The sequence below is a fragment of the Ruegeria sp. CI1 genome (assembly GCF_056536925.1).
The window spans coordinates 25,135-50,286 of the sequence record NZ_JBQFQP010000015.1 but is presented as its reverse complement, the minus strand read 5'-3'; the positions used below and the strand labels follow the sequence as shown (position 1 = coordinate 50,286).

Here is a 25,152-nt window from a genome sequence, read left to right as displayed (position 1 = left end):
TCCTTTTAGCGTTTCGGATATTACACTGGCTCGAAGGAGACCGACATGCCGAAACTCGGAATGGAACCGATCCGACGCGACGCGATCGTGAAGGCGACCATCGCCGAGCTTGGCGTGAAAAAGTCGCTCGACGTGACGGTTAGCCAGATTGCCAAACGTGCAGGAATGTCCAGCGCGTTGGCGCACCACTATTTCGGCGGCAAGGACCAGATATTTCTGGCCGCCATGCGTCGTATCCTGTCGGATTTTGGCGAAGAAGCGCGATCTGAATTGAAGAGCGCACCAAAGACCGAACGTGCCCAGGCAATTATCCGAGCCTGTTTCGCTCCTTCTTGTTTCACCCCGGATGTAATCGCCGCTTGGATGACCTTCTATGTTCTGGCGCAGACCAATAATGATGCCCTTCGCCTTTGGCAAATATACCAGGCGCGTATTAGGTCCAATCTGGTTGACGCACTGCGCCCCCTATTGGAGGACCCCGCAGAAGGCGCTGAGAACATGATTGCCATGATCGATGGATTGTATATCCGTGCGGCGCTGAGCGCACCAGAGCAACCCGAACTTGCCGTCAACCACGCTTTGCGCGTTCTCAACACCCTTATCGAGGCTGGTAAATGACAAAGCCCAATATTCTGATCCTGATGGTGGATCAGTTGAACGGAACCCTCTTCCCCGACGGTCCCGCCGACTGGCTGCATGCGCCAAACCTGAAGAAACTGGCCGAGCGTTCAACGCGCTTCGTCAATGCCTATACTGCGTCGCCGCTCTGCGCTCCGGGACGGGCGAGTTTCATGTCGGGGCAATTGCCTTCGCGCACCGGTGTCTATGACAACGCAGCCGAATTCAGCAGTGCTATCCCGACCTACGCCCATCATCTGCGCCGTGCGGGCTACTACACCTGCCTCAGCGGCAAGATGCATTTCGTTGGTCCCGATCAGTTGCATGGTTTCGAGGAGCGGTTGACCACCGACATCTATCCGGCCGATTTCGGCTGGACGCCGGATTATCGCAAGCCGGGTGAGAGGATCGACTGGTGGTATCACAACATGGGGTCTGTCACTGGGGCAGGGGTGGCCGAAATCACCAACCAGATGGAATATGATGACGAGGTCGCCTACTATGCAAAGACCAAGCTTTATGATCTGGCGCGGGGCCGCGACGACCGTCCATGGTGTGTGACCGTAAGTTTCACACATCCGCACGACCCCTATGTCGCGCGTCGCAAGTATTGGGACCTCTACGAGGAATGCGAGCATCTGCTGCCCGAGGTAAGCGATCTGGGCTATGACAATCAGGACCCGCACGCCAAGCGCATTTTCGATGCAAACGACTGGCGCAGCTTTGAAATCTCCGAAGAGGATATTCGTAAATCGCGTCGGGCCTATTTTGCCAATATCTCGTATTTGGACGACAAAATCGGTGAAATCCTCGAAGTGTTGGATACCACCCGGCAAGAGGCAATCATCCTTTTCGTGTCCGACCACGGCGACATGCTGGGTGAGCGCGGGTTGTGGTTCAAGATGAACTTCTATGAAGGGTCGGCGCGCGTTCCGCTGATGATTTCTGCTCCCGGAATGCCTGTCGAGTTGATTGATACACCTGTGTCGACCATCGACGTAACACCGACACTTGGTGTTCTGGCTGGCGTCAATATGGATGAACTGGCACCCTGGACCGACGGTCACAACCTCGTGCCGCTTGCCAATGGCACAGATCGAACCGAGCCGGTTTTGATGGAGTATGCGGCTGAGGCGTCTTATGCGCCTTTGGTGTCGATGCGTTACGGCAAATGGAAATACAATCGCTGTGCACTGGACCCCGACCAACTGTTCGATCTGGAAAACGATCCGCATGAGTTGAACAATCTGGCCGATGAACCGGCCCATGCCGGAACTTTGCAGACCCTCAAGGCCAAATCCGAAGCACGATGGGATCTTGAACGCTTCGACACCGAAGTCAGGGCAAGCCAGGCGCGCCGCTGGGTGGTGTATGAGGCGCTCAGGCAAGGCGGCTATTTCCCGTGGGACTATCAGCCGCTTCAGAAGGCATCCGAACGGTACATGCGGAATCACATGAATTTGGACAACCTTGAGGAAAGCCAGCGTTTCCCGCGCGGCGAATAACCTCTTCATCTTTTTGATAATACTCCCGACGGAGCCGATAGCGATCAATTGCCATTCCGGCGGGACGAAGGAGACGTGAACATGGAAGCAGATTTTGTCATCGTCGGTGCAGGATCGGCCGGTTGCGCGATGGCGTATCGACTGAGCGAGGCCGGGGCTTCGGTTTTGGTGATTGAATATGGCGGCACCGATGCGGGGCCGTTCATCCAGATGCCGGCGGCGCTCAGCTATCCTATGAACATGTCGCGCTATGATTGGGGGTATCAATCGGAACCCGAGCCGAAACTGAACAATCGGCGTCTAGCCTGTCCGCGCGGCAAGGTGATCGGTGGGTCGTCCTCTATCAATGGCATGGTCTATGTACGCGGTCATGCGATGGATTTCGACACCTGGTCCGAGATGGGCGCCGACGGCTGGGCCTATTCGGATGTACTGCCCTATTTCAAACGGATGGAGACGTGGCACGATGGCGGCCATGGCGGCGACCCGACCTGGCGCGGAACGGATGGCCCTTTGCACGTGACGCGCGGACCGAGGTCGAACCCGCTGTTCAAGGCGTTTGTCGAGGCTGGACAGCAGGCTGGCTATGAAGTGACCGGCGACTACAACGGTGAAAAGCAGGAAGGTTTTGGCCCGATGGAACAGACCGTCTGGAAAGGACGGCGTTGGTCGGCAGCCAATGCCTATCTCAAACCCGCGCTGAAGCGCCCGAACTGCGATATCGTACGGGGGCTGGCGGCGCGGATCGTCATCGAAGACGGTCGGGCGACAGGCGTCGAGATTTTGCGAGGCGGTAGAAAGGAAGTGATCCGCGCGCGGCGCGAGGTTGTTTTGGCTGCCTCCTCGATCAACTCGCCCAAGCTCCTGATGCTGTCAGGTATCGGCGCGGGTGCGCATCTTGTCGAACACGGTATTGACGTCATTGCGGACCGCCCGGGTGTGGGCGCCAACCTGCAGGACCATCTGGAGCTATACATTCAACAGCAGGCCATCCAGCCGGTCACCTTGTACAAATACTGGAACCTGATCGGCAAAGGCGCGATCGGCGCGCAGTGGCTGTTCACCAAGACCGGTCTGGGCGCGTCCAACCAATTCGAAAGCGCAGCCTTCATCCGCTCGAAACCCGGCGTCAAATACCCGGACATCCAGTACCATTTCCTGCCGATTGCCGTGCGCTATGATGGGCAGGCCGCCGCCGAAGGCCACGGCTTCCAGGCTCATGTTGGCCCGATGCGGTCGCCATCCCGTGGCAACGTCACCCTCCGCTCGGCGCGGGTCGAAGACGCACCGATCATTCGCTTCAACTATATGAGCCATGAAGAGGATTGGGAGGATTTTCGCACCTGTATCCGCTTGACCCGAGAAATCTTTTCACAAGAAGCGTTCCAGCCGTTTGCGGGCAAGGAAATCCAGCCGGGTGCAGCCGTCCAGTCAGACGAGGAACTTGATGGTTTTATCGCGGAACACGCGGAAAGCGCCTATCATCCTTGCGGAACCTGCCGAATGGGTCGGGCGGATGATCCCAATGCCGTTGTCGACCCACAGGGCCGGGTGATCGGGGTCGATGGTCTCTGGGTAGCGGACAGTTCGATTTTCCCACAGATCACCAATGGCAATCTCAACGCTCCTTCGATCATGGTTGGAGAAAAAGTATCCGACCATCTTTTGGGGCGCAGCCCGCTGCCGCGGGCCAATGACGAACCTTGGCTTCATCCGCAGTGGAACGTGGCGCAACGTTAAGAAAAAATGTGTATTGCCGGGTGATTTGATCGGCGTCAAAGAGAGCCTTCGCAGCGCGGTCTAGCTGTTGATGGAAACATCAAGACAAGGAGCGAACAGGATGTCTCATACGCCTCACGAACTGGCCGAAGAGTTTCCGGACAAGGTCGATCTGATGAGTCAGCTCAAGCAGTCGGATGCGCATTTCGCGAAGCTGACAGAAGAATATCACGAGATCAATCGTGCGGTTCATCGCGCTGAAACCAATATCGAACCGATGGAAGAACTGGCAGAGGTGGACCTGCGCAAGAAGCGCGCGGCTTTGAAGGACCAGATCTGGGGGATTCTGTCCAAAGCCTGAATTCCGCAAAGGCGTGACGGGGGCTGTGGCCCCCTCCGTCTGCACCTGAAATTGGCGGGGTAAAAGGTCAATTTACCTCATATGGCAATGTGCCCCGCATATCCGTATTGATGGTAAGACGGCGCTCCAGCGGTGGAACCGAGCGTTGGTGGCAGGATTTTCTCTCGCAGATGCGGCAGGATATCCCAATAGGCTCGTAAGCGCTGGCATTGTTGATATCGAGGTTGTCCGCATAAACCAAAGCGTCAGCGTGCCTGACTTCACAGCCCAGTGCGATGGCATAGCGTCGAACCGGCGCGCCAAACGAACCACCGGGTTTTGAGATGTCTCGTGCCAACGAAATGTAGCGCACCCCATCCGGCGTCTCCGCCAATTGGCGCAGGAAATGTCCGGGCGTTTCAAAAGCGCGATGCACGTTCCACAGCGGGCAGGCTCCGCCGAACCGCGCAAACTGCAGACGGGTGGCCGAGTGTCGCTTTGTTATTGTGCCTGCCTGATCCACACGAACAAAGAAAAATGGAATCCCCTTTGCTCCAGGGCGTTGCAAGGTCGACAGTCGATGGGCAACTTGTTCGATGGATGCGCCGAAGCGGTTGCTGAGCAGTTCCAGATCGTGGCGGTCTTCCTGCGCGGCTGCCAGGAAAGTTCCATAGGGCATCAGGGCGGCGCCGGCGAAATAATTTGCCAGCCCGATCTTGGCGATGGAGCGTGCCTCGTCGCTTTGGAAGCGTGCAAAGTCCAGCGTTGCTTCCAACAGTTTGTCTTGACTCAACAAGGCGACTTGGAGAAGGAGCTGAAAAACCTGCGTTTGCGGGGCCGACCGAGAGGAAAGACGCAGGGTTTTCGATTGGGTGTCATAACTTCGCAGAGCCTCGATATCGGAAAGCTCTACATGAATGCCGCGATCGCCGAGGCTTTGCAGCGCAGCGGCTCGAATGCCGCCCGTGCCGCCGCCGCGTTCGGCAAAGTGCTCGGCCGCGTGATCGACCGCGTCGATATAGTTGTCGCAATAGTGGAAAAAGTCGCGCACCTCTTCCCAGGGGCTGGCTTGTATGCGGGCATCTTCACGCCCCAGCGCCTCGTCAAGCGAGGCTAGCCGCTCATGGGTCTGACGGTAGTTTCGGTGCAATTCGATAAAGGCTCGTGCAAGCGCCGGAGCATTTGAAGCTGTCAGGCGCAGGTCTGCAAGCGGCGGCATTGCGTCAGCAAAGATCGGGTCCGCAAGTGCTTCGCGCATGTCGGATACCAGCCGTTCGCTGTCGCCAGTGCTCAATTCGGTTACATCCAGCCCGAATTCCTGCGCCAAAGCCAGAACAACCGTCGTCGAAATCGGACGGTTGTTGTTTTCCATCTGGTTCAAGTAGGGCAGCGAGACACCCAGCTTTGAGGCAAAATCCTTTTGCGTCAGCGACAGTCGGGTGCGGATTTCGCGCAACTTTGCGCCGGCATAGAGTTTTTGTGTCGCCATCGAGGTGCCTTTGCGGATTTACTTGGCGAAAGGCTAACTTTGCAAATCATCCTGTGCAAGTATTCAAAGGCCAAGCTGCTTTTCGCGAATGATGACCACAGTGATTGCCAGAATGGCAAGTACCGAGGTTGCGAACATAAGCCACAATAAGGGTAGCGCGCCCGTCTCGGGAGTCAGTAACCATCCTGCAAAAGCGCTCAGCGCAGCGCCGCCACCGAGCATGATCGCGCCGCTCAGGCCCGAAGCCGTTGCAGCAAGGCGCGGGCGGACCGAAAGGGAGCCGGCTGTTGCATTGGGGATCGACATCCCGTTTCCGAGCCCAACGAAAGTCATCAGGCCAAAAAAAGAAACCGCACTGTCCGCGCCTAGAAGTGTAACTAAGATTGAAAAGGCAATTCCCAGCGTGTTCAGCCAACACCCCCAAAGAACCATGCGGTTCACTCCGACGCGTGTCGAGAATTTCCCACTTATGAAATTACCAAAGAAATACCCAAGGGCGGGTGCGCCAAAATAGACGCCAACCTCGGCGGCCGTGAGTTGGAAAACTTCGGAACCTACAAAAGGCGCGCCGCCGAGATAGGCAAAAAAGGCCCCAGACGAGAAACCACAGGCCAGCGAATATCCCCAGAAGCGTGGCGAGGTCAGCAATTCCGGATACTCGCGGAATTGCTGGACCAACGTCTTGCCACTCTTGAGGGCAGTTTCTCCGAAATCCGAATACGTCAGGAAAAGGGCCATGCAACCGAGAATGAGGAGCAGCCAGAAATTGGCCTGCCAACCAAGTGTTTCGTCCAAAAGCCCCCCAATGGCCGGGCCGATCATCGGTACCACGGCCATGCCCATTGTGACGTAGCCCAGCATTGAGGCCGCTTTGTCCTGCTCGTACATATCCCGCACGGCAGCGCGGCTAAGCACAACTCCAACCGCGATCACCGCCTGGCACATGCGGAAAAACAGAAAAATCTCGGCGGTCGGAGCGTAGATGCAGCCCAGCGTCGCCAGAAGAAATAAGGCGATCCCCCACAGGATCACCGGGCGGCGACCGGCTTTGTCTGCAAGCGGTCCGATTATGATTTGCATGCCTGCATTTACGCCAAGATACACTGCCACCGAAAGCTGCATGACCCTGTAATCAGTCTGAAAATATGCCGTCATGTTCGGCAGACTTGGCAGAAACACATTCATTCCCAGCGCCGAGAGGCCGGACAACAGAATAAGCGTCGCCAGCGTCGGCGGACTGCGGTGAGTCTGGGTGGAACTGAACTGCATAGTTTGCATCTATTGCATTGATTGCGCCAAATCCATGGCAGCTGGAGTGTAGATATGTTGATTAGCCAATTTTCATTTAGCAAATATAAGATTGCCAATACTTTGCAAATTTGCCGAATTGTTCTTTGGATGATGCAAGACACACTATATGGTCCGGTCAAATCTTAAAGGGGACAATCGCGATGAAAGACATCCTTTCCGAACTCGAAGGCCGCCGCGAAGCAGCGCGCCTGGGGGGTGGGCAAAAGCGGATCGATGCGCAGCATGGGCGCGGTAAACTGACAGCGCGCGAGCGGATCGAGTTGCTGCTCGACGAAGACAGTTTTGAAGAATTCGACATGTTCGTTTCACACCGCTGCACCGATTTCGGGATGGAAAAACAAAGGCCTGCGGGCGACGGGGTCGTCACCGGCTGGGGGACGATCAACGGGCGCATGGTATATGTGTTCAGCCAGGATTTTACCGTTTTTGGTGGATCGTTATCGGAAACGCATGCACAGAAGATCTGTAAGATCATGGATATGGCTGTGCAAAACGGCGCGCCGGTGATCGGTCTGAACGACTCGGGTGGCGCGCGAATCCAGGAAGGTGTCGCCTCGCTGGCCGGATACGCCGAAGTGTTCCAGCGCAACATCATGGCCTCGGGCGTGGTGCCGCAGATCAGCGTGATCATGGGCCCCTGTGCTGGTGGTGCGGTCTATTCTCCGGCAATGACTGACTTTATCTTCATGGTCAAGGATACCTCATACATGTTCGTGACCGGTCCCGATGTGGTCAAAACCGTCACCAACGAGGTGGTCACTGCCGAGGAGCTGGGTGGGGCCTCGACCCACACCAGAAAATCTTCGGTCGCCGATGGTGCATTCGAAAATGATGTTGAGGCGCTGGCCGAGGTGCGGCGTCTGGTGGACTTCCTGCCGCTCAACAACCGCGAAAAGCCGCCCGTGCGCCCATTCTTTGATGAACCGGGCCGGATCGAGGCGTCGTTGGATACGCTGGTTCCAGAGAACCCGAACACGCCCTACGACATGAAGGAACTGATCACCAAAGTAGCGGATGAGGGTGACTTCTATGAGATTCAGGAAGACTACGCCAAGAACATTATCACCGGCTTCATCCGACTTGAAGGGCAGACTGTGGGCGTTGTTGCCAATCAGCCGATGGTGCTGGCAGGTTGTCTCGACATCGACTCCAGCCGCAAGGCTGCTCGTTTCGTGCGTTTCTGCGACTGCTTCGAAATCCCGATTCTGACTTTCGTCGATGTTCCGGGCTTTTTGCCGGGCACCAGCCAGGAATATGGCGGTGTGATCAAGCATGGCGCCAAACTGCTCTTCGCCTATGGCGAGGCGACAGTTCCAAAGGTCACGGTGATCACCCGAAAGGCCTATGGTGGAGCCTATGATGTGATGGCGTCCAAGCATTTACGCGGTGACTTCAACTATGCCTGGCCGTCCGCAGAGATCGCGGTAATGGGGGCCAAGGGCGCAACCGAGATCATTCACCGTGCTGATTTGGGAGATGCCGAAAAGATCGCGGCGCACGCCAAGAATTATGAAGACCGTTTCGCCAACCCCTTTGTGGCGGCCGAACGTGGCTTCATCGACGAAGTGATCATGCCGCATTCAACTCGCCGTCGGGTTTCGCGTGCCTTTGCCTCGTTGCGAGGCAAGTCGCTGAAGAACCCTTGGAAGAAACACGACAATATCCCGTTGTAAGGCTTTCGGGTGGGAGAGGCCCCACCCGATGAAGGACAACAGATGATCCAAAAACCGCAAGATCGGAGACTCCCTATATTGTTCGTCGACGTGCCTATTGGCGTCGGACGGGATGCACTTGGGTCGCGCGCGGGTCATTGCGTCCATCACCCCGGCAGCAAAGGGCAACGCAGAGTTTGGAGTTCGACTGAAACGAGAGTGATCGGACCGAAAGCGCGATCTCAATTTGACGCCAGAGGCGAATCGCCCACATGATCCGTGCGATCGTACATAGAGCCGCGCGCGCCCACCGCGCAGCGCCTGCAGCCCTGGCAGGAGGAGCCCGCCATTGGCGGGGCCGGGGCTGCGGCATTTTTATTACCGCAGTATCTCTGGTCATGCACACGAACGCCTTTGCGCAAGGCAGCCTGCCGGTGCCGTCCGGTCAGGAAGTCTGGCTGGATGAGGTTCTGCTGGATACCAATCCGGGCGAACTTTGGGTCCGCTTCCGGTTCGTAGCACCCGGAATCGGGTCAGAGATAGGGCAGATCGGGCATGACGTGGCGACCCACGATATGGACCATCTCTGCGATACCCTGGCCGTGCCGTACGTCGCCAGGCACCAGTTGGAACCGGCTCGCGTGATCATCTCGATGGCAGATCGTGAGGTGGAATTTGGGCAAACTCAGAAGGCTGCGACCCAGTACTTTGAAGCTTATAGGCTGGAAAATGCCGCCTGCGTATGGGAGGGGCTCTGATGTTGAATGCAACCTCTACACTGTTTCTGGCCCCTCAACCGTGCCAGATGGTTCTGAAAGCGAAAAAGATGACCCAAGTCGCATCCGGATGCCTGTTCCGGCACTATCCCGACGCCACGATGATACCTGCGTTTGCCTTCGCCCCTCTGCACGAGGAGGCGCTGCCATGCTGAAGCATCGTGGTTTTCCCGGCCGCCTTCCCGGCACCGATTTCCAGTTCACGATACGCCGGGCCAATCCCAAAGGTGTGACGCCATTGACGCGTCGCGAAAGGTTCCGCGACCGCAAGGCTGTTGACCGCAAAGCGGATGCAGTCTTTTTCGAAGCACTGTGGGAACATTTTGGCGATCAACCCTTTGAGCGCGGCAATCTCGATGCTGGACGGTTGAGCTGGCTGTTCGGACGCGAGGTGATCCCGGCAGAGGACCCATTCGATCCTGAAAGCTATAGCGCGCTACTAGTGATCGATGTGGATGCCGCGCGGCAGACGTTTCCGGGCGTTTTCGGGGGGGCTAGCTGAACATGCTCCCGGCCGTCGCATACACCTTCTCGCGCAATGTTGCGGACAAGGCCCTGCCCGGAATGGGGCAGGGCCGGAATGTGGTGTCAGAATGTCCACTGAGCCGCAAGTTGCACGCGACTGCCGTCAAAGGTGTTTCCCGAAATGACGTCATTGCGTTCGCCATAGATGTATTCGGCCATCAGTGTCAGATTGTCGGTGGCCTGGTAAAAGGCGTTCACGTGGATGGTTTCCAATTCCGTGAAAGACAGGGTCCCGGTCGACGTGGGAAGGTCATAGTCCTCTCTGCCGTAAGCTACGCCGACATTCCATCTGTTGCCCAGGTCTTGCCGCAACTCGATGGTATAGCCGTCCACGTCATTGGCTTGGCCGCCGACAATCGCATTGCCCACGCCGATCAACCAGGGACCAAGGGCTTCACCGTTCACGTACGTGACCTGAAAAAGACCACCTTCCCAAGGGCGGACCGAACCCGCAAGGGTAATCCCAGTTTGATCGACTTCTGCGCCGCCCGACGTGGCTGTCCCGTAAAGGCCAGCCGCGCGAAGCGAGAACCGGTCAGTGCTGTACGCAACGGCTGCGGTGAGAACCGGATCGTCGGAAGCAGAGCCCGAAACGTTTTCCTCGACCGATGCGCTGAACACCGTATTAGCGGCAATATCCGCCGTGTATCTGACCTGAGGCACACGTGCGAAAGCAATACCAACCGGACCGTTGAATTCGACCGTGGTTGGATATTCTGCCAGGGGCATGAAGTTGGTCCAGTACTGGCCGATCAGCCAGGTGTCACCAATGCGGACGTTCGCATGGCGAACCCGCAACTCGGGCGAGCTGCTGGAGCCACCGAACAGGTCGAGTTCCAATTGACCGGTAATGTCGCCGATATCGCTCGGAGTGGTGCTTCGCAGGCCGATACGCGATTGCCGAACCGTCGCGCCGAAATGACCGTCCGTCGCGGCAGACGGCTCGCCGATTACGTTGACGAACGCTGTGTCCCCCTGGTCAAACTCGAAGTCATAGAAGAAGTCGGCTTTGACATAGCCGTAGATGTCGATTGCGGTGTTGCCAATGTTCAAATCACCGGACGGTGCGGCACCTTCGGAAGCCTCCAGCGCCTCGACCCGAGCACGCAGTTCGGCGATTTCCTCGGAGTCTTCCGCCAGGGCAGGAAAAGCAGCAAACGCGCACGCCGCTGCAGTCAACCCGAGGGTTGTTTTTGTGTTCATTTTCATATGCTTGGTCCTTGTCTTGCGAGTGAGAACAGCCAGCGTTTCACGCTGTTTACCAAGTGTAAAATCACGTTCTCGAGACTGGTCTGCGTTGATTTCTCACGGCAAAATGATTGTCCATCACGGAATGCCCACGCCTGCGTGAAGAATGAGTGCAAACTGTTGTCAAAGCGTGATTCTTTCAAAGCGGCGGCGAACAGCAGGAATGAAGGGAACTCCGCGGAGTCGAACGATCAATATGAGGGCTCTTACGTAGATGTGACACCAGCCACCTCAGGTGTTGGCCGGTCTGTTCACATTTGCGTCGGCACAATTTTGCGTGTGGGTGTAGAGAATGGGCAGAAACTAGCCGGAAACTCTGCCTTCCCAACAGACGTGTTGGCGGAAAAGCACGGCGCGGGCAGAGTGACCGGGCCGTGCGGCACGTCTTTGCCTGCGCCGCACATGCACCTACTATTCCGTACCCCTTCCTTCAGCGGGCTGGTTGATGTACCCCACATTGACCCGCCCGCTTTTTTCCGTCGGCTGGTTTTCGCAGGGTCACGGCAAAGATTTGCGCATGGTCAAGCTGTCCACCGAATTTACTTGAGAAATTTGGGATTTCCCATTCATCACACGCGTGAGCAGTCAAACTTGGATAGGGGATGCGACTCATGCGGAACATTCGGTTCATTTCGGTCATCGTGCTTTGTGCGGGCTTGGCCGCGTGTGGCGACACGAAAGGCGAACAGGCACTCTTTGGTGGCAGCGCGGGCCTGCTGGGCGCGCTCGTTCTTGACGCAAACCCGGTTGTCGGGGCAGCGGCTGGTGCGGCAGGAAACCTGCTGTATTGCGAAGTGCAGAAAAGCTGCTGATCAGCAGATTGTAGTTAAGGTCGGACATCCCGGCCAACCGAAATCACTGTGGAACGCCGTTTCGGACCATATTGTCCGAAGCGGCGTTTTGCATTTGAAACATCCCAAGACAAAGGACATTCCATGTTCAACAAGATCCTGATCGCCAACCGGGGCGAGATTGCCTGCCGGGTTATGAAAACTGCCAGAAAGATGGGTATCGCAACAGTCGCCATCTATTCGGACGCCGACAAGCAGGCCTTGCATGTTCAAATGGCCGACGAGGCTGTACACATCGGGCCGCCACCGGCAAACCAATCCTATATCGTGATCGACAATGTAATGAACGCCATTCGCGAAACTGGGGCGCAGGCGGTACATCCGGGCTATGGCTTCCTGTCAGAGAACTCCAAGTTTGCCGAGGCTCTCGAGGCCGAAGGTGTGGCCTTTGTCGGCCCTCCCAAAGGTGCGATCGAGGCCATGGGGGACAAGATCACCTCCAAGAAGATCGCTCAGGATGCAAATGTCTCGACCGTTCCCGGTTACATGGGCCTCATCGAAGATGCGGAGGAGGCCGTCAAGATTTCAAATGAGATCGGCTATCCGGTCATGATCAAGGCCAGCGCCGGTGGCGGCGGCAAGGGGATGCGGATCGCCTGGAACGACACCGAGGCACGCGAAGGCTTTCAGTCGTCAAGGAACGAGGCGGCAAACTCTTTCGGAGATGATCGGATTTTCATCGAGAAATTCGTGACCCAGCCGCGCCATATCGAAATCCAGGTGCTTTGCGACAGCCATGGCAACGGCATCTATCTGGGTGAACGCGAATGCTCGATCCAACGCCGTAACCAGAAAGTTGTCGAAGAGGCGCCGTCGCCGTTCCTTGATCCCGAAACGCGCAAGGCGATGGGCGAACAAGCAGTCGCGCTGGCCAAGGCCGTCGGATATTCCAGTGCGGGCACGGTTGAATTCATCGTGGACGGGAAAAAGAACTTCTATTTCCTCGAGATGAACACCCGCCTGCAGGTAGAACACCCTGTGACCGAGCTGATCACCGGTGTCGATCTTGTGGAACAGATGATCCGTGTGGCGGCGGGCGAGCCGTTGTCGATCACACAGGATGACGTGAAACTGAACGGCTGGGCCATCGAAAACCGGCTGTATGCCGAAGACCCGTATCGGAACTTCCTGCCGTCCATCGGTCGGTTGACCCGCTATCGCCCACCTGCCGAGACAGCCGCAGGTCCGTTGCTGGCCCACGGCAAATGGCAGGGGGACGCACCCGAAGGTGTAACGGCGGTGCGCAATGACACCGGGGTCTACGAGGGCGGCGAGATTTCGATGTACTACGACCCGATGATCGCCAAACTGTGCACTTGGGCACCAACGCGTGAACAGGCCATCGAAGCGATGCGTGTGGCGCTCGACGGGTTCGAAGTCGAGGGGATCGGCCACAACCTGCCCTTCCTGAGTGCGGTGATGGATCATCCCAAATTCGTCGAAGGTGACATGACCACCGCTTTCATCGCCGAAGAATATCCCGACGGATTCGAAGGCGTAACACTGCACGAAGATGATCTGCGCCGTATCGCGGCAGCCAGCGCGGCAATGCACCGTGTTGCCGAAATTCGCAGAACTCGGGTTTCTGGGCGAATGGACAACCACGAACGCAAAGTGGGCACTGACTGGACGGTCAGCCTTCAGGGGCTTGATTACAACGTCGTAATCGACGCGGATCCGGCTGGTTCGACAGTAACATTCGAAGGCGGTGGGTCCTATCGCGTGGCTTCGGACTGGACGCCTGGGGATCAACTGGCAACGTTGGATGTCAATGGGACACCGCTTGTTCTGAAAGTCGGAAAAATCTCGGGCGGTTTCCGCATCCGCAACCGGGGTGCGGATCTCAAGGTGCATGTGCGAACGCCGCGTCAGGCGGAATTGGCGCGCCTGATGCCCGAGAAACTTCCACCGGACACATCCAAAATGCTGCTTTGCCCGATGCCTGGTCTTGTCGTGAAGGTCGACGTCGAGGTGGGCCAGGAAGTGCAGGAAGGTCAGGCGCTGTGCACCATCGAGGCGATGAAGATGGAAAATATTCTTCGCGCCGAAAAGAAAGGGACCGTCGCCAAGATCAACGCCGATCCCGGAGACAGCCTGGCTGTCGACGAAGTGATCATGGAATTCGAGTGACCGGGCAACCCAGGTCTCTCACTGTGAAGAAAGGGTAACACCGTGAAACGCGGCAAAACCGTCTTGCCTGAATGGGATTTGACGACCCGGTGCGAGAGTCAGTTGCTTTCGCGCCGGTCGCGGATTTCCCGTTCGCGCATGGGGGTCTTGTCGATCGACCGGCTAATCTCGCGTACGCTCCATGGCGTGGGCTTACGCAGCTTTACCTCGCCGTCCTTGTCTACCAGAACCATCTGGAATCCACGCGGACGCAGCTTGTTGCGTACAGGTGTGCGCTCTTGGGGATTGGTGTCGGTCAAGACTACGACATCGCGGTCACGCAGCATCGCTTCGCCTTGTTGCAACATGTCGATCTGTTGCTGGAACCGGGGATCGGCAGGTGTGTCGGCAAAGATCACAATGGGACGCTTGACCCACAAGAACTCGGTCAGGTCGCTATTGCTGGCGGGACGGATCAGCTCGTCCTCCGCTGGTAAAGTGCCATCCGCCGCAAATGCAGCGAAGGGGATAAGTGCAGAAAAAACAACAGCTAGCGTGCGTCTCATTCGGCCTCCTGTTCGATTGAATATAGAGGCTATGTTGGCGATTGCGACTGAAGAAATGGACGCGCCTGCGAAAAAAAACGGGAATGGTCTTATCGAAAGGGGTGGACATGACTGTGAATAGTCCCCTTTCAGAGCATCGGCAGTCACATGATGGGATAGGCGACCAAAGGCTGCGCGTCATTCTTCACCTCGGCGCTCATCGCTGTGCCACGACGAGTTTCCAACACTACCTGCGCGATAACTCGGAGTTTCTTGAGCAAAACGGAATCGGCTTCTGGGGGCCTCCGAGGATTCGGAACAAGTTGTGCCCAGGATTTGGAAACACGGAAATCGCTACTCAAGTCCGCGAAGCGGCTGCGGAGCGTATCAGGGTGCAATCCAAACGCGCGGCAAAACGTGGGATCCAATGTCTCATTGTGAGTGACGAGAATATCCTTGGGACAATGGGGCAGAGCCTCAGAGAAGCAACCCTGTATCCAGCAGCTGGCGCGCGGCTTTCTGTTTTTGCCGGATTCTTCGACGGCGGCGTGACGGATATCGTACTGAATATCCGTCAACTGGAGGACTATTGGGCGTCGGTCCTTGCGTTTCAATTGCAAAAAGGTCGAACGATGCCGGGACCAGTTATTCTAGACTGGTTGGCCAAGAACAAGCGCAGTTGGCGAGAAGTCATCACTGATGTCGCATTGGCTGCTCCCGGTGTCCGCCTGTCGATTCTGCCATATGAAAGCTATGCCGGTCATCCGGATTTGCAATTTGCACATATGATTGGGCGACCCACACCAGTGGCCCATAGGGCCAAGCATTTGAACGCGGCCGAGCGCCCCTGGCGCCCCACGACCTGCATTCCGGAAGATCCCGAGAATTTGCTCGCCGCATCCCCTTTCACTCTGGAACAGTCCGCCGTGCTGAACGTGGCCCACACCGCTGACCTGGACTGGCTTGCCGGTGGCGCCAATGGGCTCGCCGTTCTGATCGAGGGCCAGGAAACAAAACCTGACGGGGCATCTCCTGTCGCGACCGATATCCACAAGAGGAAGACATCATGACCAAAACCGACGACTGGCGCGCGCTGGCCGAAAAGGAACTGCGCGGCCGACCCGTTGAAGACCTTGACAAGACGACTCTGGAAGGGATCAAGGTCAAACCGCTCTATACCGAAGCGGATACGGCAGAGCTGGCGCATATGGGCACGTTGCCGGGATTTGGCCCTTTCACTCGTGGCGTCAAGGCAACCATGTATGCAGGCCGCCCATGGACGATCCGGCAATATGCCGGTTTTTCGACGGCCGAGGAATCGAACGCCTTTTACCGCCGTAATCTGGCAGCTGGTCAGCAAGGTGTTTCAGTGGCCTTCGATCTGGCTACTCACCGCGGTTACGACAGTGACCACCCTCGAGTGGTGGGCGATGTGGGCAAGGCCGGTGTGGCTATCGACAGCGTCGAAGACATGAAAATTCTGTTCGACGGCATCCCGCTCGACAAGGTGTCGGTGTCGATGACAATGAACGGCGCTGTCGTTCCGGTTCTCGCCAGCTTCATCGTTGCGGGCGAAGAACAGGGTCATGACAAATCGGTGCTCTCCGGGACCATTCAGAACGACATTCTGAAAGAGTTCATGGTGCGCAACACTTATATCTATCCGCCCAAGCCTTCGATGCGGATCATCTCGGACATTATCGAGTTCACATCAAACGAGATGCCAAAGTTCAACTCGATTTCGATCTCGGGCTATCACATGCAAGAGGCCGGGGCGAACCTGGTGCAGGAACTGGCCTATACGCTGGCCGACGGGCGCGAGTACGTGCGCGCGGCGATCAATGCGGGCATGGATGTGGACAAATTTGCCGGGAGGCTCAGTTTCTTTTTTGCCATTGGCATGAATTTCTTCATGGAAATCGCCAAACTCCGTGCCGCGCGCACGTTGTGGCACCGGGTGATGACCGAGTTCGGGGCGAAAAGCGAACGTTCAAAGATGCTACGCACCCATTGCCAGACCTCGGGGGTGTCGCTGCAGGAACAGGATCCCTACAACAACGTGATTCGCACTGCCTATGAGGCGATGAGCGCAGTGTTGGGCGGCACCCAGTCGCTGCACACCAACGCGCTGGATGAGGCGATTGCGTTGCCGACCGATTTTTCGGCCCGTATCGCGCGCAACACGCAGCTCGTTTTGCAGGAGGAAACCGGCGTGACCGATGTGGTCGATCCTTTGGCAGGGTCTTACTATGTCGAAAGCCTCACTAACGAACTGATCGAAAAAGCCTGGGCCTTGATGCAGGAAGTCGAAGAGATGGGCGGCATGACCAAGGCTGTCGAAAGCGGCATGCCCAAGCTCAGAATCGAGGAATCGGCAGCCCGCCGTCAGGCAATGATCGACCGCGGCGAAGAGGTGATCGTTGGTGTCAACAAGTACCGCAAAGAAAAGGAAGACCCGATCGATATCCTTGATGTGGATAACGTAGCGGTGCGCGAGGCGCAGATTGCGCGGCTTGATAAAATGCGGGCCGACCGTGATGAGGAAGCCTGTATCGCAGCCCTGAACGAACTTACCCGCCGCGCCAAGGGAGGCGGCAACCTGCTCGAGGCGGCGGTCGAGGCCGCGCGCGCGCGCGCATCCGTAGGAGAAATCAGCATGGCGATGGAAAAGGAATTCGGACGTCACCGCGCCGAAGTGAAAACGCTCGCCGGTGTGTATGGCGCAGCTTACGAGGGCGATGAGGGTTTTGCGGCAATCCAGAAAAGCATCGAGGACTTTGCCGAGGCCGAAGGGCGCCGCCCGCGCCTGTTGGTCGTCAAGATGGGGCAGGACGGTCACGACCGCGGCGCCAAGGTCATCGCCACGGCCTTTGCAGATATCGGATTTGATGTGGATGTCGGGCCATTGTTCCAGACTCCGGCCGAGGCGGCGCAGGATGCCATCGACAACGACGTGCATGTGGTCGGCATCTCGTCCCAAGCTGCGGGGCACAAGACGCTGGCGCCGCAACTGGTTGAAGAACTCAAAAAAGCCGGTGCTGAGGATATCATCGTGATCTGCGGTGGCGTGATCCCGCAGCAGGATTATGACTTCCTTCACAAGGCGGGCGTCAAGGCGATCTTTGGCCCGGGTACCAACATTCCCGAAGCGGCACAGGACATCTTGCGTCTGATCCGCGAAGCGCGTGGCTAAGCGCGGAGTCATTTTAATAGGTATGGCGGCGGGTGCCCTGTGGGCACTCGCTGTCGTCATCTTGCTGCCACGGTTGGATTTGCCATTTTTGCCTTTGCCAATGGCCCTGCCGGTTGCGTTTGTTTTGCCGGGGCTGGTTCTCGCCGTCATGATTGGGCGGGCGGCCCAGCGGCGCTTCTTTGATGACGCAATTATTGATGGCGCAACATTTGTTCCGGATTCCGCCGCCGACATCGACCAGCGGGTGCTGACCAATACGGTGGAACAACTTGTGCTCGCATTGGCGCTCTGGCCGTTTGTCGCCCTTGTTCTTGGCGGGGCCGTTGCCGTCGTGCTCGGTATGTCATTCGCCTTGATGCGCGTAGTGTTCTGGCTGGGCTACCACAGGTCGCCACCCTTACGCGGATTCGGCTTTGCAGGAACTTTCTATCCGACTGTCGTTGCCGCTTTGTGGTCTATATTGGTTTGGTTTGTTTGATGCAGGTATCAGACTGTTGCACGCCGCCCACGAAACGCTAGGGTTCGCCTAAGCGGAGGTAAGTCATGCAACTGGACCACATTGCCGTCGCCGGGGCGACACTTGAAGATGCGACCGAGCATGTCGAGGCAGCTTTGGGAGTTAAATTGCAGCCGGGCGGGCACCATGACAAGTTCGGAACGTACAACACGCTGCTAGGGCTTGCGAATGGCCTGTACCTGGAGGCTATAGCAATCGATCCCGAATCGCCCGATCCCGGCAGGCCGCGCTGGTTCGATCTGGACAGGTTTTCCGGTGCACCTCGCCTGACAAACTGGATTTGTCACGTGACCGACATGAATGCGATTCTGGCTCGTATGCCGGACACGGTTGGTATGCCCATGTGGCTGTCGCGCGGTGAACTGCGATGGAAAATGGCCGTTCCTGAATCTGGTGCGCTGCCCTTCGACAACCTGTTTCCGGCGCTCATCGAATGGCAAGGAAACCTGCATCCGTCGGGCATGCTTACGCAAAGTGGCTGTACCCTAAGGCGACTGACCGTGTCTCACCCGCTTGCGGACGATCTTTCCGGCCTTCTCGGGCCACTGAAATGGGTCAACATCGAGCCCGGCGACCCCGGATTGAAGGCCAAGTTCGACACGCCCCACGGAATGCGGATTCTGGAATGACTATCCGCCGTGCAAGTTCCGAAGATGCGTCGGCCATTGCCGACATAACCAATGCCATCATACGGGAGACGTTGATCACGTTTACCTCGGCAGAACGCGGCCCGGAAAGCATTGCGGCAGATATTGGAGCGCGCGGCGAGGGGTATCTGGTGGCGGAGCTGAACAGAAAATGCGTTGGGTTTGCCACCTATGCGCCCTTCCGAAGCGGTCCCGGCTATGCTCATACGCGCGAGCATTCGGTACTGCTTGCCTCAGACGCGCGAGGGCAGGGATTGGGACGCGCTTTGATGGAGCAGCTCGAAATTCAAGCACGGAAGGATGGCGTGCATGTTCTGGTTGCAGGCATCTCCGCCGCAAATCCTTCCGCTATCGCCTTTCACAAGGCGATTGGGTTTTGCGAGGTTGGCCGGATGCCTCAGGTGGGCCGAAAGTGGGGAAAGTGGCTTGATCTGGTGTTGATGCAAAAAATCCTGTCTGGGGTATGATTCGTCGCACCTGACACCGGCTCTCTCGCGGGATAGGGTGGCCTCATGTCGATCTGGACCCGCATAACAGATGCCCTGAGCGCATTGGCGCAGGGGGAAAGTCTTGCCACCGTATTCGAACGGCTGCGCACGCCTCCTGAAAAGTCGGTGGCCTTCACCATTGCTGTCATTGCCCTTGGCGCCAAAATGGCAAAAGCCGACGGGCAGGTGACGCGCGACGAGGTGACGGCGTTTCGGGAAGTCTTCAGAATCGCCCCCGAGGACGAGGCAGGCGCAGCACGTGTGTTCAACATGGCGCGCACAGATGTAGCGGGCTTTCAGGACTATGCGCGAAACATACAAAAGATGTTCTCCGAGGACAGCACCACGCTCTGCGACTTGATGGAAGGGTTGTTCCACATCGCCTTGGCCGACGGGTTCTATCACCCTGGCGAGAACGAGTTTCTCGAAGAGGTCAGCCGGATATTCGGGCAAACAGACGCCCAATTCAAAGCCCTGCGCGCCCGTTTCGTTCCAGATGCGCCGACCGACCCCTACACAGTCCTTGGTGTTCCCTCCGACATGCCGCTGGCGGAAATCCGAAAGGTATGGCGACAGCTTGTGCGCGACACGCACCCGGATGCTATGATGGCCCGAGGCGTTCCGGAAGAGGCGGTGCGATTGGCCGAGAAGAAGATGGTTGATATCAATCGCGCCTGGGACGAGATCAACGGCGCAAGGGTTTAAGACGATGCGGTTGGCGACCTATAACGTGGAATGGTTCGCCAATCTCTTTGACAGGGATGACCATCTGATCGTTGATGACAGCTGGTCGGGACGGCACGACGTGACCAAGGCCCAGCAGGTCGAGGCCGTGGCCAAGGTGATGACAGCGCTGGATGCTGATGCCATCCTTGTCGTCGAAGCTCCTAACACCGGTCGAACGCAGAATACCGTGCGTGCCCTGCAGGAGTTTGCCGCAACTTTCGATCTTCGGACCCAACGCGCGGTCATGGGATTTGCCAACGAAACGCATCAGGAATTGGCTTTGCTTTATGATCCCGATGCATTGCAAGCGCGACATGACCCGAAAGGAGAGGAGACCGGCAAGAAAGGCAGCACGGAGGCCCCCCGCTTTGACAGTGTTTTCCGGATCGACCTCGACATTGACGCCACCCAAGATCTGATCCGGTTTTCCAAACCTCCCATCGAACTTGCAATCCGAACCAAGGCGGGCAATGACCTGCGGCTGATCGGCGCACACCTGAAATCCAAAGCACCCCATGGCGCACAAAGGCGCGACGAGGCAATACAGATTTCTATCGCAAACCGGCGCAAGCAACTGGCCCAGGCGATCTGGCTTAAGCAGCGTATTGAACAGCATCTGGATGCTTGCGAAGAGGTCATCTTGCTGGGCGACATGAACGACGGTCCGGGGTTGGATGAATTCGAACACCTTTTTGGTCGTTCTTCGGTCGAGATTCTTCTGGACGCCGGGTTGTTCGACCCCCATGCGGCCAAGGCGAGCCAACTAAGGCCGGGGGCGGTTCCTGCGACGGCGCGGTTCCAGATGCCGGGCGACGGGCGCTTTCTTCAGGCTCTGCTCGACTACATCATGATCAGCCCCGGCCTGCGAGACAAAGACCCGGTTTGGCGTATCTGGCATCCATTTGACGATCCAGATTGCTGGAACGTTCCGGAGCTCCGCGATGCCTTGCTAACCGCATCCGATCATTTCCCCGTGACATTGGATATTCAGATATGACCTTTGAACGCATGGATGGCGCGCCCTATATTCACTGGATGCGATCTGTCCTTGTCATCACCGCAATTGTCCTGGCGCCGGTTCCTGTGCTTGCCGAAGAAGAGACCGGAAAATCACTGATGGAGCAGGGGGCTGAACTGTTCTTTGAAGGGTTGAGGAAAGAGATGGAGCCGACACTGGACAATCTGCGTGACCTGACACAGCAGCTTGGCCCCTCTATGCGATCCTTCATGGAAGAGATGGGCCCGGCACTTGCCGATCTGGCGCGCAACATTCAGGATTGGAGTGTTTACGAAGTGCCTGAAATGCTGCCGAACGGAGACATCATCATACGCAGAAAACCACAGTCCGAGACCCCTGAGGAAGAACAGGAACCGCCGCAGGACAAAACGGCCCCCGGTCCGGAAATCGACATCTGAGAAAGGTTCAGTCTTTAACGATGATGCGGACCTTGGCACTCAGCGCCTCGGCCAGTGAATCGAGTCTCGCAGCGGCAATTTCGCTGAAAAGCGGCACGGTTTCCTTGGGCAGCACAAGCTCAAGCTCCAGCTTTTTCGGATAAAACCTGAGTTGCCCCATTCTCACCTCGTGCTGCATCCAAAGCATGGCCCCGAACCGCATCGCCTTGCCCAAAATCTCGGCCTGTTTTTGACCCTTTTCATCCAGAAGAGCGTATAGCGGGTCGAATTGAGCCTTGTCGCGTTTGTTGCGGTAGCGGTGCTGCAACGCGAGGCCGATGAATATCCGTTCAGAGTGCTTCAGACCGCCAAGGTTTGCGCGTGTGACGTTGTCGAAGCAAATCTCGGCCCGATAGTCGGGATGCGCCCGCCAGGACACGTCATGCAGAAGACATGCCGCCTTGATCAGCCTCACTCTGGCAGGCGGCACCGATTTGAACAGGGGCATCACGAATTCGAACAGGTACTTGCCAAAACCCGGCAGGCGGGCGTCTTTGGATTCCGCGAAATAGCTCGCCTCAATCAGTGGATCGCGGTCGCGCAGGCGTTGCGGCATCTGTTCATAAAGCAGACCCTCGCGGATTCCATAGCTGGAAATGGCGATATCCTTGGGCTTGAAGGTGCGGATCAGGCGGGCAAGAACGTCCATTGCATAGGGGACCAGCGCCATGCGCGAGCCGGAAACGCCCGCCTTTGCACGCAGCTTTTCCGGGTCTGAGTTTTCGATGAACTTGATGGTGGCGCGCACCTGTTTGGTGCTCATTCGGTATTCATGCAGAACCTTCAACGGGTAACCGCGCCGCGCCATGTCGATCCGGGCAAAAGCGCGCCAACTGCCACCAACCAGAAACAGGCGGTCCCGTTGTGGGCCTAACTGATCTCGCAGCTGTTCCATCACCTGCTTGATGTGGTCCTTGCGGCCGCGACGTCCGCCCTTGATATCACGCAGCTTCAGAGGCCCAAGCGGAGAGGTAAGGCGGCGACCGACTTTTCCGCCGCCGATCTCTGCCAACTCCATGGACGAGCCGCCCATGTCGCAGATCAGTCCATAGGCGCCGGGCCAACCCAGCAAAACGCCCTGCGCAGACAGCCGGGCCTCTTCCTCGCCGTTGATGACCTCGATGTTCAGGCCGGTTTCCCGCTGGACCTCGGCGCAAAACTCTGGCCCGTCCTCGGCTTCGCGGACCGCAGCGGTGGCAACGACGTGCAAGGGCGGCATGTCCAGATCGCGCGACAGGTGTTTGAACCGACGCAAGGCCGCAAGGGCGCGGGTTCGGCCTTCAGGGTTCAGGCGTCCGGATTCCGACAGGCCTGCACCCAACGCGCACATGACCTTTTCGTTGTAGAAATACGCGGGCGACCTGGCCGCGCCATCGAACACGACCATCCGGACCGAGTTCGACCCGACGTCAACGACCCCAACGCGCGACAAGGCGCGTGCGCTTGGGTCGTCGAACAGGGGCCTTCCGAAGGGTCCCCAATCTGGCGCGGTGGTTGCGATTGGTTTTTCCATCTCTCCCCCGGTCATGGCGTCGGCAGGATGCGAAATCGCCGGGATAGGGTCAATTGCAGGATCATCCCTGGCCTGCGTCATAGTTGAGCACCCTGACAGCCAGGGCGCGCGTGATTTCGCGTTTTTCTGCCAGTGCGAGGCGGTCAAGCTGGTCTACCACTTCAGAAGCGGATGCGAACCGGCGGTCCATGTGTTTGACGAGATACGATATGACATCGGGGCCGGGATTGAGCTGGCGGTCGACAAAGAGCTTGGCCAGAACCGCGCCCAAGAGTGCGTCGTCGGGCGGGTCAAGCGCCACGTGATGCGCACCTTGGATGCGACTTTGCAGATCGGCCAGCGGCAGTGCCCACAAGACAGGGGGCAAACGGCCAGTCATCAAGAGCGACCTGCCTTCGGCCAGAGCCAGATTGTGCAGGTGGAACAGCGTTTTCTGACACTCGATGTCACTAGCAATATCAGGCACGTCCTCGACGGCAACAGGGTGCTGCGCCAGTTCCGGCACCTCTTCGTGCCGCAGGTCAGATGCGTGAACGATGCGCGCGCCTCTCTCGCCGGCCCAGACATGCGCCAGATGGGTTTTGCCCGCCCCTTCAGGCCCGGTCAGTACCAGTTTGTTTCCCGGCCAGGTCGAGGCGGAGATCATCGCAACCGCCAGTGCATTTGCTGGCGAGACAAAGAAATCCTCGCGCCCCAGTGCCGTCTTGGCCGGGAGGTCAAAGCTGAGTTGCTCGGCCATTCAGTCGTCGTCCTGATCCTGTGCGGTCAGCCCCAGATAAAGGCGACTTGTCAGATATTGTCCCGCGCCGAAACGTGCCAGTACCCCAAGTGCAGCGGCAACCGGAACCGCGATCAGCATCCCGACAAAGCCGAAGAGTGCGCCGAATACCGAAAGCGCCAGCAGAAGCCACACAGGATGCAGGCCGACTGAACTGCCCACGAGTTTCGGGGTCAGAAAATTGCCCTCGGCAATCTGGCCGGCAGCAAAGATGCCCGCAACCAACCCGATTGAGGCCCAGTCGCCCCAGAACTGAAACAGGGCCAGCCCGATGGCTAAAGACCCGCCGATCAGCGCTCCCAGATATGGGATGAAGGTCACAAGCCCTGCGATGAATCCTACGATCAGCCCGAATTGCAGCCCGACAATCATGAGGGCAACAGCATAATATGTGCCAAGAATCAGACAGACCGTCCCCATCCCGCGCACGAACGAGGCCAGAACCTGATCGATTTCTCTCGCGAGCCGCCTGATCACGGGGGCGTGGTCCATCGGCAAAAGCTGGTCTATGCGCTCGATCATTCGATCCCAGTCAAGCAGCAAATAGACCGCCACCACTGGCACGATGACCAGCAGGATAACTACATTGATCGCCGAGCCGAGCGACGCCACCACGGTTTGCAGCACATCGCCGGTCTTGGATTTCAGGGTCTCACCGACTGAGACGAGAAACTGGTGGGTATTGGAATGTTGGTCGAGCAGCGAGGGAAACTGTTTTTCAATGAAACTGCGCAGATCTTTGAATAGCGACGGCAAAATCTCGACCAGATCGATCAGCTGCGTGATCAACGCTGGAACCACCATCAGAAACATCAAAACAAAAACCAGCACCGACAAAATCGTTATGGCCGCCGTTGCAGCCGACCGTGACAACCCCATACGTTCCAGCCGGTCGGCAACCGGATCAAGGAAGTAGGCGATGGCTCCCCCGATCACGAATGGCAACAGCACGTCGCCCAGCAACCACAAAGCTGCGACAAAAACCACCGCTGCAATGCCCCAGTATCTGAGTTGGTCCCTGACGGGCAAAGCCATGGTTTTGTTCCCGTTACCGCTTTCCTTCTTCAGTTCTTGGCCGATGCGTGGGTTTGATGCAACCCGTTCCTTGGCTACGGGTAATTACCCTAAGGCAATGTCGCACATTGCT

Annotated in this window: 25 protein-coding genes; 18 read left to right on the top strand and 7 right to left on the bottom strand. The window is 57.5% G+C overall.

The window, feature by feature from the left end:
- Positions 1–45 precede the first annotated feature (45 nt).
- From betI to ACR0LZ_RS17115, 4 genes are all read left to right on the top strand, one after another.
- Positions 46–618: a choline-binding transcriptional repressor BetI gene (betI, locus tag ACR0LZ_RS17130; protein ID WP_480751085.1), complete on the top strand. Its 573-nt coding sequence runs from the start codon at positions 46–48 to the stop codon at positions 616–618.
- The gene (betC, locus tag ACR0LZ_RS17125; protein WP_480751083.1) at positions 615–2,123 is read left to right on the top strand and encodes a choline-sulfatase; all 1,509 of its coding nucleotides are present in this window, start codon (positions 615–617) and stop codon (positions 2,121–2,123) included. The genes betI and betC overlap by 4 nt, the downstream gene beginning before the upstream one ends.
- A gap of 81 nt (positions 2,124–2,204) precedes the next feature.
- Entirely contained in the window at positions 2,205–3,863 is a 1,659-nt protein-coding gene (gene betA, locus ACR0LZ_RS17120) for a choline dehydrogenase (RefSeq protein WP_480751082.1), read from the top strand.
- 100 nt (positions 3,864–3,963) lie between these two features.
- Positions 3,964–4,203: an HP1242/YdcH family protein gene (locus tag ACR0LZ_RS17115; RefSeq protein WP_480751080.1), complete on the top strand. Its 240-nt coding sequence runs from the start codon at positions 3,964–3,966 to the stop codon at positions 4,201–4,203.
- Between the two features lie 67 nt (positions 4,204–4,270).
- Here the strand turns inward: ACR0LZ_RS17115 and ACR0LZ_RS17110 are convergent, their stop codons facing one another.
- Positions 4,271–5,671 (bottom strand): helix-turn-helix domain-containing protein, encoded by a 1,401-nt coding sequence (locus ACR0LZ_RS17110; protein ID WP_480751078.1) that lies wholly within the window; start codon positions 5,669–5,671, stop codon positions 4,271–4,273.
- Positions 5,672–5,734: 63 nt separating this feature from the next.
- Positions 5,735–6,940, bottom strand: coding sequence for a multidrug effflux MFS transporter (locus ACR0LZ_RS17105; protein WP_480751077.1), 1,206 nt, complete (start codon positions 6,938–6,940; stop codon positions 5,735–5,737).
- 182 nt (positions 6,941–7,122) lie between these two features.
- Between ACR0LZ_RS17105 and ACR0LZ_RS17100 the strand changes: the two genes are divergently transcribed.
- The 4 genes from ACR0LZ_RS17100 to ACR0LZ_RS17085 all read left to right on the top strand — a co-directional run bounded on the left by ACR0LZ_RS17100 (position 7,123) and on the right by ACR0LZ_RS17085 (position 9,912).
- The gene (locus tag ACR0LZ_RS17100) at positions 7,123–8,655 is read left to right on the top strand and encodes an acyl-CoA carboxylase subunit beta (protein WP_480751075.1); all 1,533 of its coding nucleotides are present in this window, start codon (positions 7,123–7,125) and stop codon (positions 8,653–8,655) included.
- Positions 8,656–8,906: 251 nt separating this feature from the next.
- Positions 8,907–9,392: a DUF6497 family protein gene (locus tag ACR0LZ_RS17095; RefSeq protein ID WP_480751073.1), complete on the top strand. Its 486-nt coding sequence runs from the start codon at positions 8,907–8,909 to the stop codon at positions 9,390–9,392.
- Complete coding sequence (locus ACR0LZ_RS17090; protein WP_480751071.1) at positions 9,392–9,565, top strand: hypothetical protein; 174 nt, start codon at positions 9,392–9,394, stop codon at positions 9,563–9,565. Before ACR0LZ_RS17095 ends, ACR0LZ_RS17090 begins: the two co-directional genes overlap by 1 nt.
- Entirely contained in the window at positions 9,559–9,912 is a 354-nt protein-coding gene (locus ACR0LZ_RS17085; RefSeq protein ID WP_480751069.1) for a hypothetical protein, read from the top strand. The genes ACR0LZ_RS17090 and ACR0LZ_RS17085 overlap by 7 nt, the downstream gene beginning before the upstream one ends.
- An 86-nt stretch (positions 9,913–9,998) precedes the next feature.
- Here ACR0LZ_RS17085 and ACR0LZ_RS17080 read toward each other — a convergent pair whose 3' ends face one another.
- Positions 9,999–11,138 (bottom strand): DcaP family trimeric outer membrane transporter, encoded by a 1,140-nt coding sequence (locus ACR0LZ_RS17080; protein WP_480751068.1) that lies wholly within the window; start codon positions 11,136–11,138, stop codon positions 9,999–10,001.
- A gap of 656 nt (positions 11,139–11,794) precedes the next feature.
- On the opposite strand from ACR0LZ_RS17080, the gene ACR0LZ_RS17075 reads away from it, so the two are divergent.
- Together ACR0LZ_RS17075 and ACR0LZ_RS17070 are read left to right on the top strand one after the other, a co-directional pair.
- Positions 11,795–11,995, top strand: a complete 201-nt coding sequence (locus tag ACR0LZ_RS17075; RefSeq protein ID WP_480751066.1) for a hypothetical protein — start codon at positions 11,795–11,797, stop codon at positions 11,993–11,995.
- A gap of 123 nt (positions 11,996–12,118) precedes the next feature.
- Entirely contained in the window at positions 12,119–14,164 is a 2,046-nt protein-coding gene (locus ACR0LZ_RS17070; protein WP_480751064.1) for an ATP-binding protein, read from the top strand.
- Positions 14,165–14,262: 98 nt separating this feature from the next.
- Here the strand turns inward: ACR0LZ_RS17070 and ACR0LZ_RS17065 are convergent, their stop codons facing one another.
- Positions 14,263–14,709, bottom strand: coding sequence for a DUF4174 domain-containing protein (locus tag ACR0LZ_RS17065; protein WP_480751063.1), 447 nt, complete (start codon positions 14,707–14,709; stop codon positions 14,263–14,265).
- A 41-nt stretch (positions 14,710–14,750) separates the two neighbouring features.
- Between ACR0LZ_RS17065 and ACR0LZ_RS17060 the strand changes: the two genes are divergently transcribed.
- The 8 genes from ACR0LZ_RS17060 to ACR0LZ_RS17025 all read left to right on the top strand — a co-directional run bounded on the left by ACR0LZ_RS17060 (position 14,751) and on the right by ACR0LZ_RS17025 (position 21,675).
- Positions 14,751–15,758 carry a hypothetical protein gene (locus ACR0LZ_RS17060; protein ID WP_480751062.1) on the top strand — a complete coding sequence of 336 codons (1,008 nt, stop codon included), beginning with the start codon at positions 14,751–14,753 and terminating at the stop codon, positions 15,756–15,758.
- Positions 15,755–17,881: a methylmalonyl-CoA mutase gene (gene scpA, locus ACR0LZ_RS17055; protein ID WP_480751060.1), complete on the top strand. Its 2,127-nt coding sequence runs from the start codon at positions 15,755–15,757 to the stop codon at positions 17,879–17,881. Before ACR0LZ_RS17060 ends, scpA begins: the two co-directional genes overlap by 4 nt.
- Before the next feature lie 22 nt (positions 17,882–17,903).
- Positions 17,904–18,359, top strand: a complete 456-nt coding sequence (locus ACR0LZ_RS17050) for an MAPEG family protein (protein WP_480751059.1) — start codon at positions 17,904–17,906, stop codon at positions 18,357–18,359.
- Between the two features lie 65 nt (positions 18,360–18,424).
- Entirely contained in the window at positions 18,425–19,027 is a 603-nt protein-coding gene (locus ACR0LZ_RS17045) for a VOC family protein (RefSeq protein WP_480751057.1), read from the top strand.
- Positions 19,024–19,512 carry an N-acetyltransferase family protein gene (locus ACR0LZ_RS17040; RefSeq protein WP_480751056.1) on the top strand — a complete coding sequence of 163 codons (489 nt, stop codon included), beginning with the start codon at positions 19,024–19,026 and terminating at the stop codon, positions 19,510–19,512. Before ACR0LZ_RS17045 ends, ACR0LZ_RS17040 begins: the two co-directional genes overlap by 4 nt.
- A gap of 45 nt (positions 19,513–19,557) precedes the next feature.
- Complete coding sequence (locus tag ACR0LZ_RS17035; RefSeq protein WP_480751055.1) at positions 19,558–20,238, top strand: TerB family tellurite resistance protein; 681 nt, start codon at positions 19,558–19,560, stop codon at positions 20,236–20,238.
- Between the two features lie 4 nt (positions 20,239–20,242).
- Complete coding sequence (locus ACR0LZ_RS17030; RefSeq protein WP_480751054.1) at positions 20,243–21,256, top strand: endonuclease/exonuclease/phosphatase family protein; 1,014 nt, start codon at positions 20,243–20,245, stop codon at positions 21,254–21,256.
- Positions 21,253–21,675, top strand: coding sequence for a hypothetical protein (locus ACR0LZ_RS17025; protein WP_480751052.1), 423 nt, complete (start codon positions 21,253–21,255; stop codon positions 21,673–21,675). Before ACR0LZ_RS17030 ends, ACR0LZ_RS17025 begins: the two co-directional genes overlap by 4 nt.
- Positions 21,676–21,682: 7 nt before the next feature.
- Here the strand turns inward: ACR0LZ_RS17025 and ACR0LZ_RS17020 are convergent, their stop codons facing one another.
- The 3 genes from ACR0LZ_RS17020 to ACR0LZ_RS17010 form a co-directional block, all read right to left on the bottom strand.
- A complete protein-coding gene (locus ACR0LZ_RS17020; protein ID WP_480751175.1) occupies positions 21,683–23,227 on the bottom strand; it encodes a Ppx/GppA family phosphatase in 1,545 nt (514 codons plus the stop codon).
- A 61-nt stretch (positions 23,228–23,288) separates the two neighbouring features.
- Positions 23,289–23,966 carry an HdaA/DnaA family protein gene (locus ACR0LZ_RS17015; protein ID WP_480751051.1) on the bottom strand — a complete coding sequence of 226 codons (678 nt, stop codon included), beginning with the start codon at positions 23,964–23,966 and terminating at the stop codon, positions 23,289–23,291.
- Positions 23,967–25,040, bottom strand: a complete 1,074-nt coding sequence (locus tag ACR0LZ_RS17010; protein ID WP_480751050.1) for an AI-2E family transporter — start codon at positions 25,038–25,040, stop codon at positions 23,967–23,969.
- Positions 25,041–25,152 lie beyond the last annotated feature (112 nt).

What these genes read in the sequence shown, in the direction of transcription:
- betI (WP_480751085.1), top strand. Translation starts at nt 46, where the DNA reads ATGCCGAAACTCGGAATGGAACCGATCCGACGCGACGCGATCGTGAAG.
- betC (WP_480751083.1), top strand. Translation starts at nt 615, where the DNA reads ATGACAAAGCCCAATATTCTGATCCTGATGGTGGATCAGTTGAACGGA.
- betA (WP_480751082.1), top strand. Translation starts at nt 2,205, where the DNA reads ATGGAAGCAGATTTTGTCATCGTCGGTGCAGGATCGGCCGGTTGCGCG.
- ACR0LZ_RS17115 (WP_480751080.1), top strand. Translation starts at nt 3,964, where the DNA reads ATGTCTCATACGCCTCACGAACTGGCCGAAGAGTTTCCGGACAAGGTC.
- ACR0LZ_RS17110 (WP_480751078.1), bottom strand. Translation starts at nt 5,671, where the DNA reads ATGGCGACACAAAAACTCTATGCCGGCGCAAAGTTGCGCGAAATCCGC.
- ACR0LZ_RS17105 (WP_480751077.1), bottom strand. Translation starts at nt 6,940, where the DNA reads ATGCAGTTCAGTTCCACCCAGACTCACCGCAGTCCGCCGACGCTGGCG.
- ACR0LZ_RS17100 (WP_480751075.1), top strand. Translation starts at nt 7,123, where the DNA reads ATGAAAGACATCCTTTCCGAACTCGAAGGCCGCCGCGAAGCAGCGCGC.
- ACR0LZ_RS17095 (WP_480751073.1), top strand. Translation starts at nt 8,907, where the DNA reads ATGATCCGTGCGATCGTACATAGAGCCGCGCGCGCCCACCGCGCAGCG.
- ACR0LZ_RS17090 (WP_480751071.1), top strand. Translation starts at nt 9,392, where the DNA reads ATGTTGAATGCAACCTCTACACTGTTTCTGGCCCCTCAACCGTGCCAG.
- ACR0LZ_RS17085 (WP_480751069.1), top strand. Translation starts at nt 9,559, where the DNA reads ATGCTGAAGCATCGTGGTTTTCCCGGCCGCCTTCCCGGCACCGATTTC.
- ACR0LZ_RS17080 (WP_480751068.1), bottom strand. Translation starts at nt 11,138, where the DNA reads ATGAACACAAAAACAACCCTCGGGTTGACTGCAGCGGCGTGCGCGTTT.
- ACR0LZ_RS17075 (WP_480751066.1), top strand. Translation starts at nt 11,795, where the DNA reads ATGCGGAACATTCGGTTCATTTCGGTCATCGTGCTTTGTGCGGGCTTG.
- ACR0LZ_RS17070 (WP_480751064.1), top strand. Translation starts at nt 12,119, where the DNA reads ATGTTCAACAAGATCCTGATCGCCAACCGGGGCGAGATTGCCTGCCGG.
- ACR0LZ_RS17065 (WP_480751063.1), bottom strand. Translation starts at nt 14,709, where the DNA reads ATGAGACGCACGCTAGCTGTTGTTTTTTCTGCACTTATCCCCTTCGCT.
- scpA (WP_480751060.1), top strand. Translation starts at nt 15,755, where the DNA reads ATGACCAAAACCGACGACTGGCGCGCGCTGGCCGAAAAGGAACTGCGC.
- ACR0LZ_RS17050 (WP_480751059.1), top strand. Translation starts at nt 17,904, where the DNA reads ATGGCGGCGGGTGCCCTGTGGGCACTCGCTGTCGTCATCTTGCTGCCA.
- ACR0LZ_RS17045 (WP_480751057.1), top strand. Translation starts at nt 18,425, where the DNA reads ATGCAACTGGACCACATTGCCGTCGCCGGGGCGACACTTGAAGATGCG.
- ACR0LZ_RS17040 (WP_480751056.1), top strand. Translation starts at nt 19,024, where the DNA reads ATGACTATCCGCCGTGCAAGTTCCGAAGATGCGTCGGCCATTGCCGAC.
- ACR0LZ_RS17035 (WP_480751055.1), top strand. Translation starts at nt 19,558, where the DNA reads ATGTCGATCTGGACCCGCATAACAGATGCCCTGAGCGCATTGGCGCAG.
- ACR0LZ_RS17030 (WP_480751054.1), top strand. Translation starts at nt 20,243, where the DNA reads ATGCGGTTGGCGACCTATAACGTGGAATGGTTCGCCAATCTCTTTGAC.
- ACR0LZ_RS17025 (WP_480751052.1), top strand. Translation starts at nt 21,253, where the DNA reads ATGACCTTTGAACGCATGGATGGCGCGCCCTATATTCACTGGATGCGA.
- ACR0LZ_RS17020 (WP_480751175.1), bottom strand. Translation starts at nt 23,227, where the DNA reads ATGGAAAAACCAATCGCAACCACCGCGCCAGATTGGGGACCCTTCGGA.
- ACR0LZ_RS17015 (WP_480751051.1), bottom strand. Translation starts at nt 23,966, where the DNA reads ATGGCCGAGCAACTCAGCTTTGACCTCCCGGCCAAGACGGCACTGGGG.
- ACR0LZ_RS17010 (WP_480751050.1), bottom strand. Translation starts at nt 25,040, where the DNA reads ATGGCTTTGCCCGTCAGGGACCAACTCAGATACTGGGGCATTGCAGCG.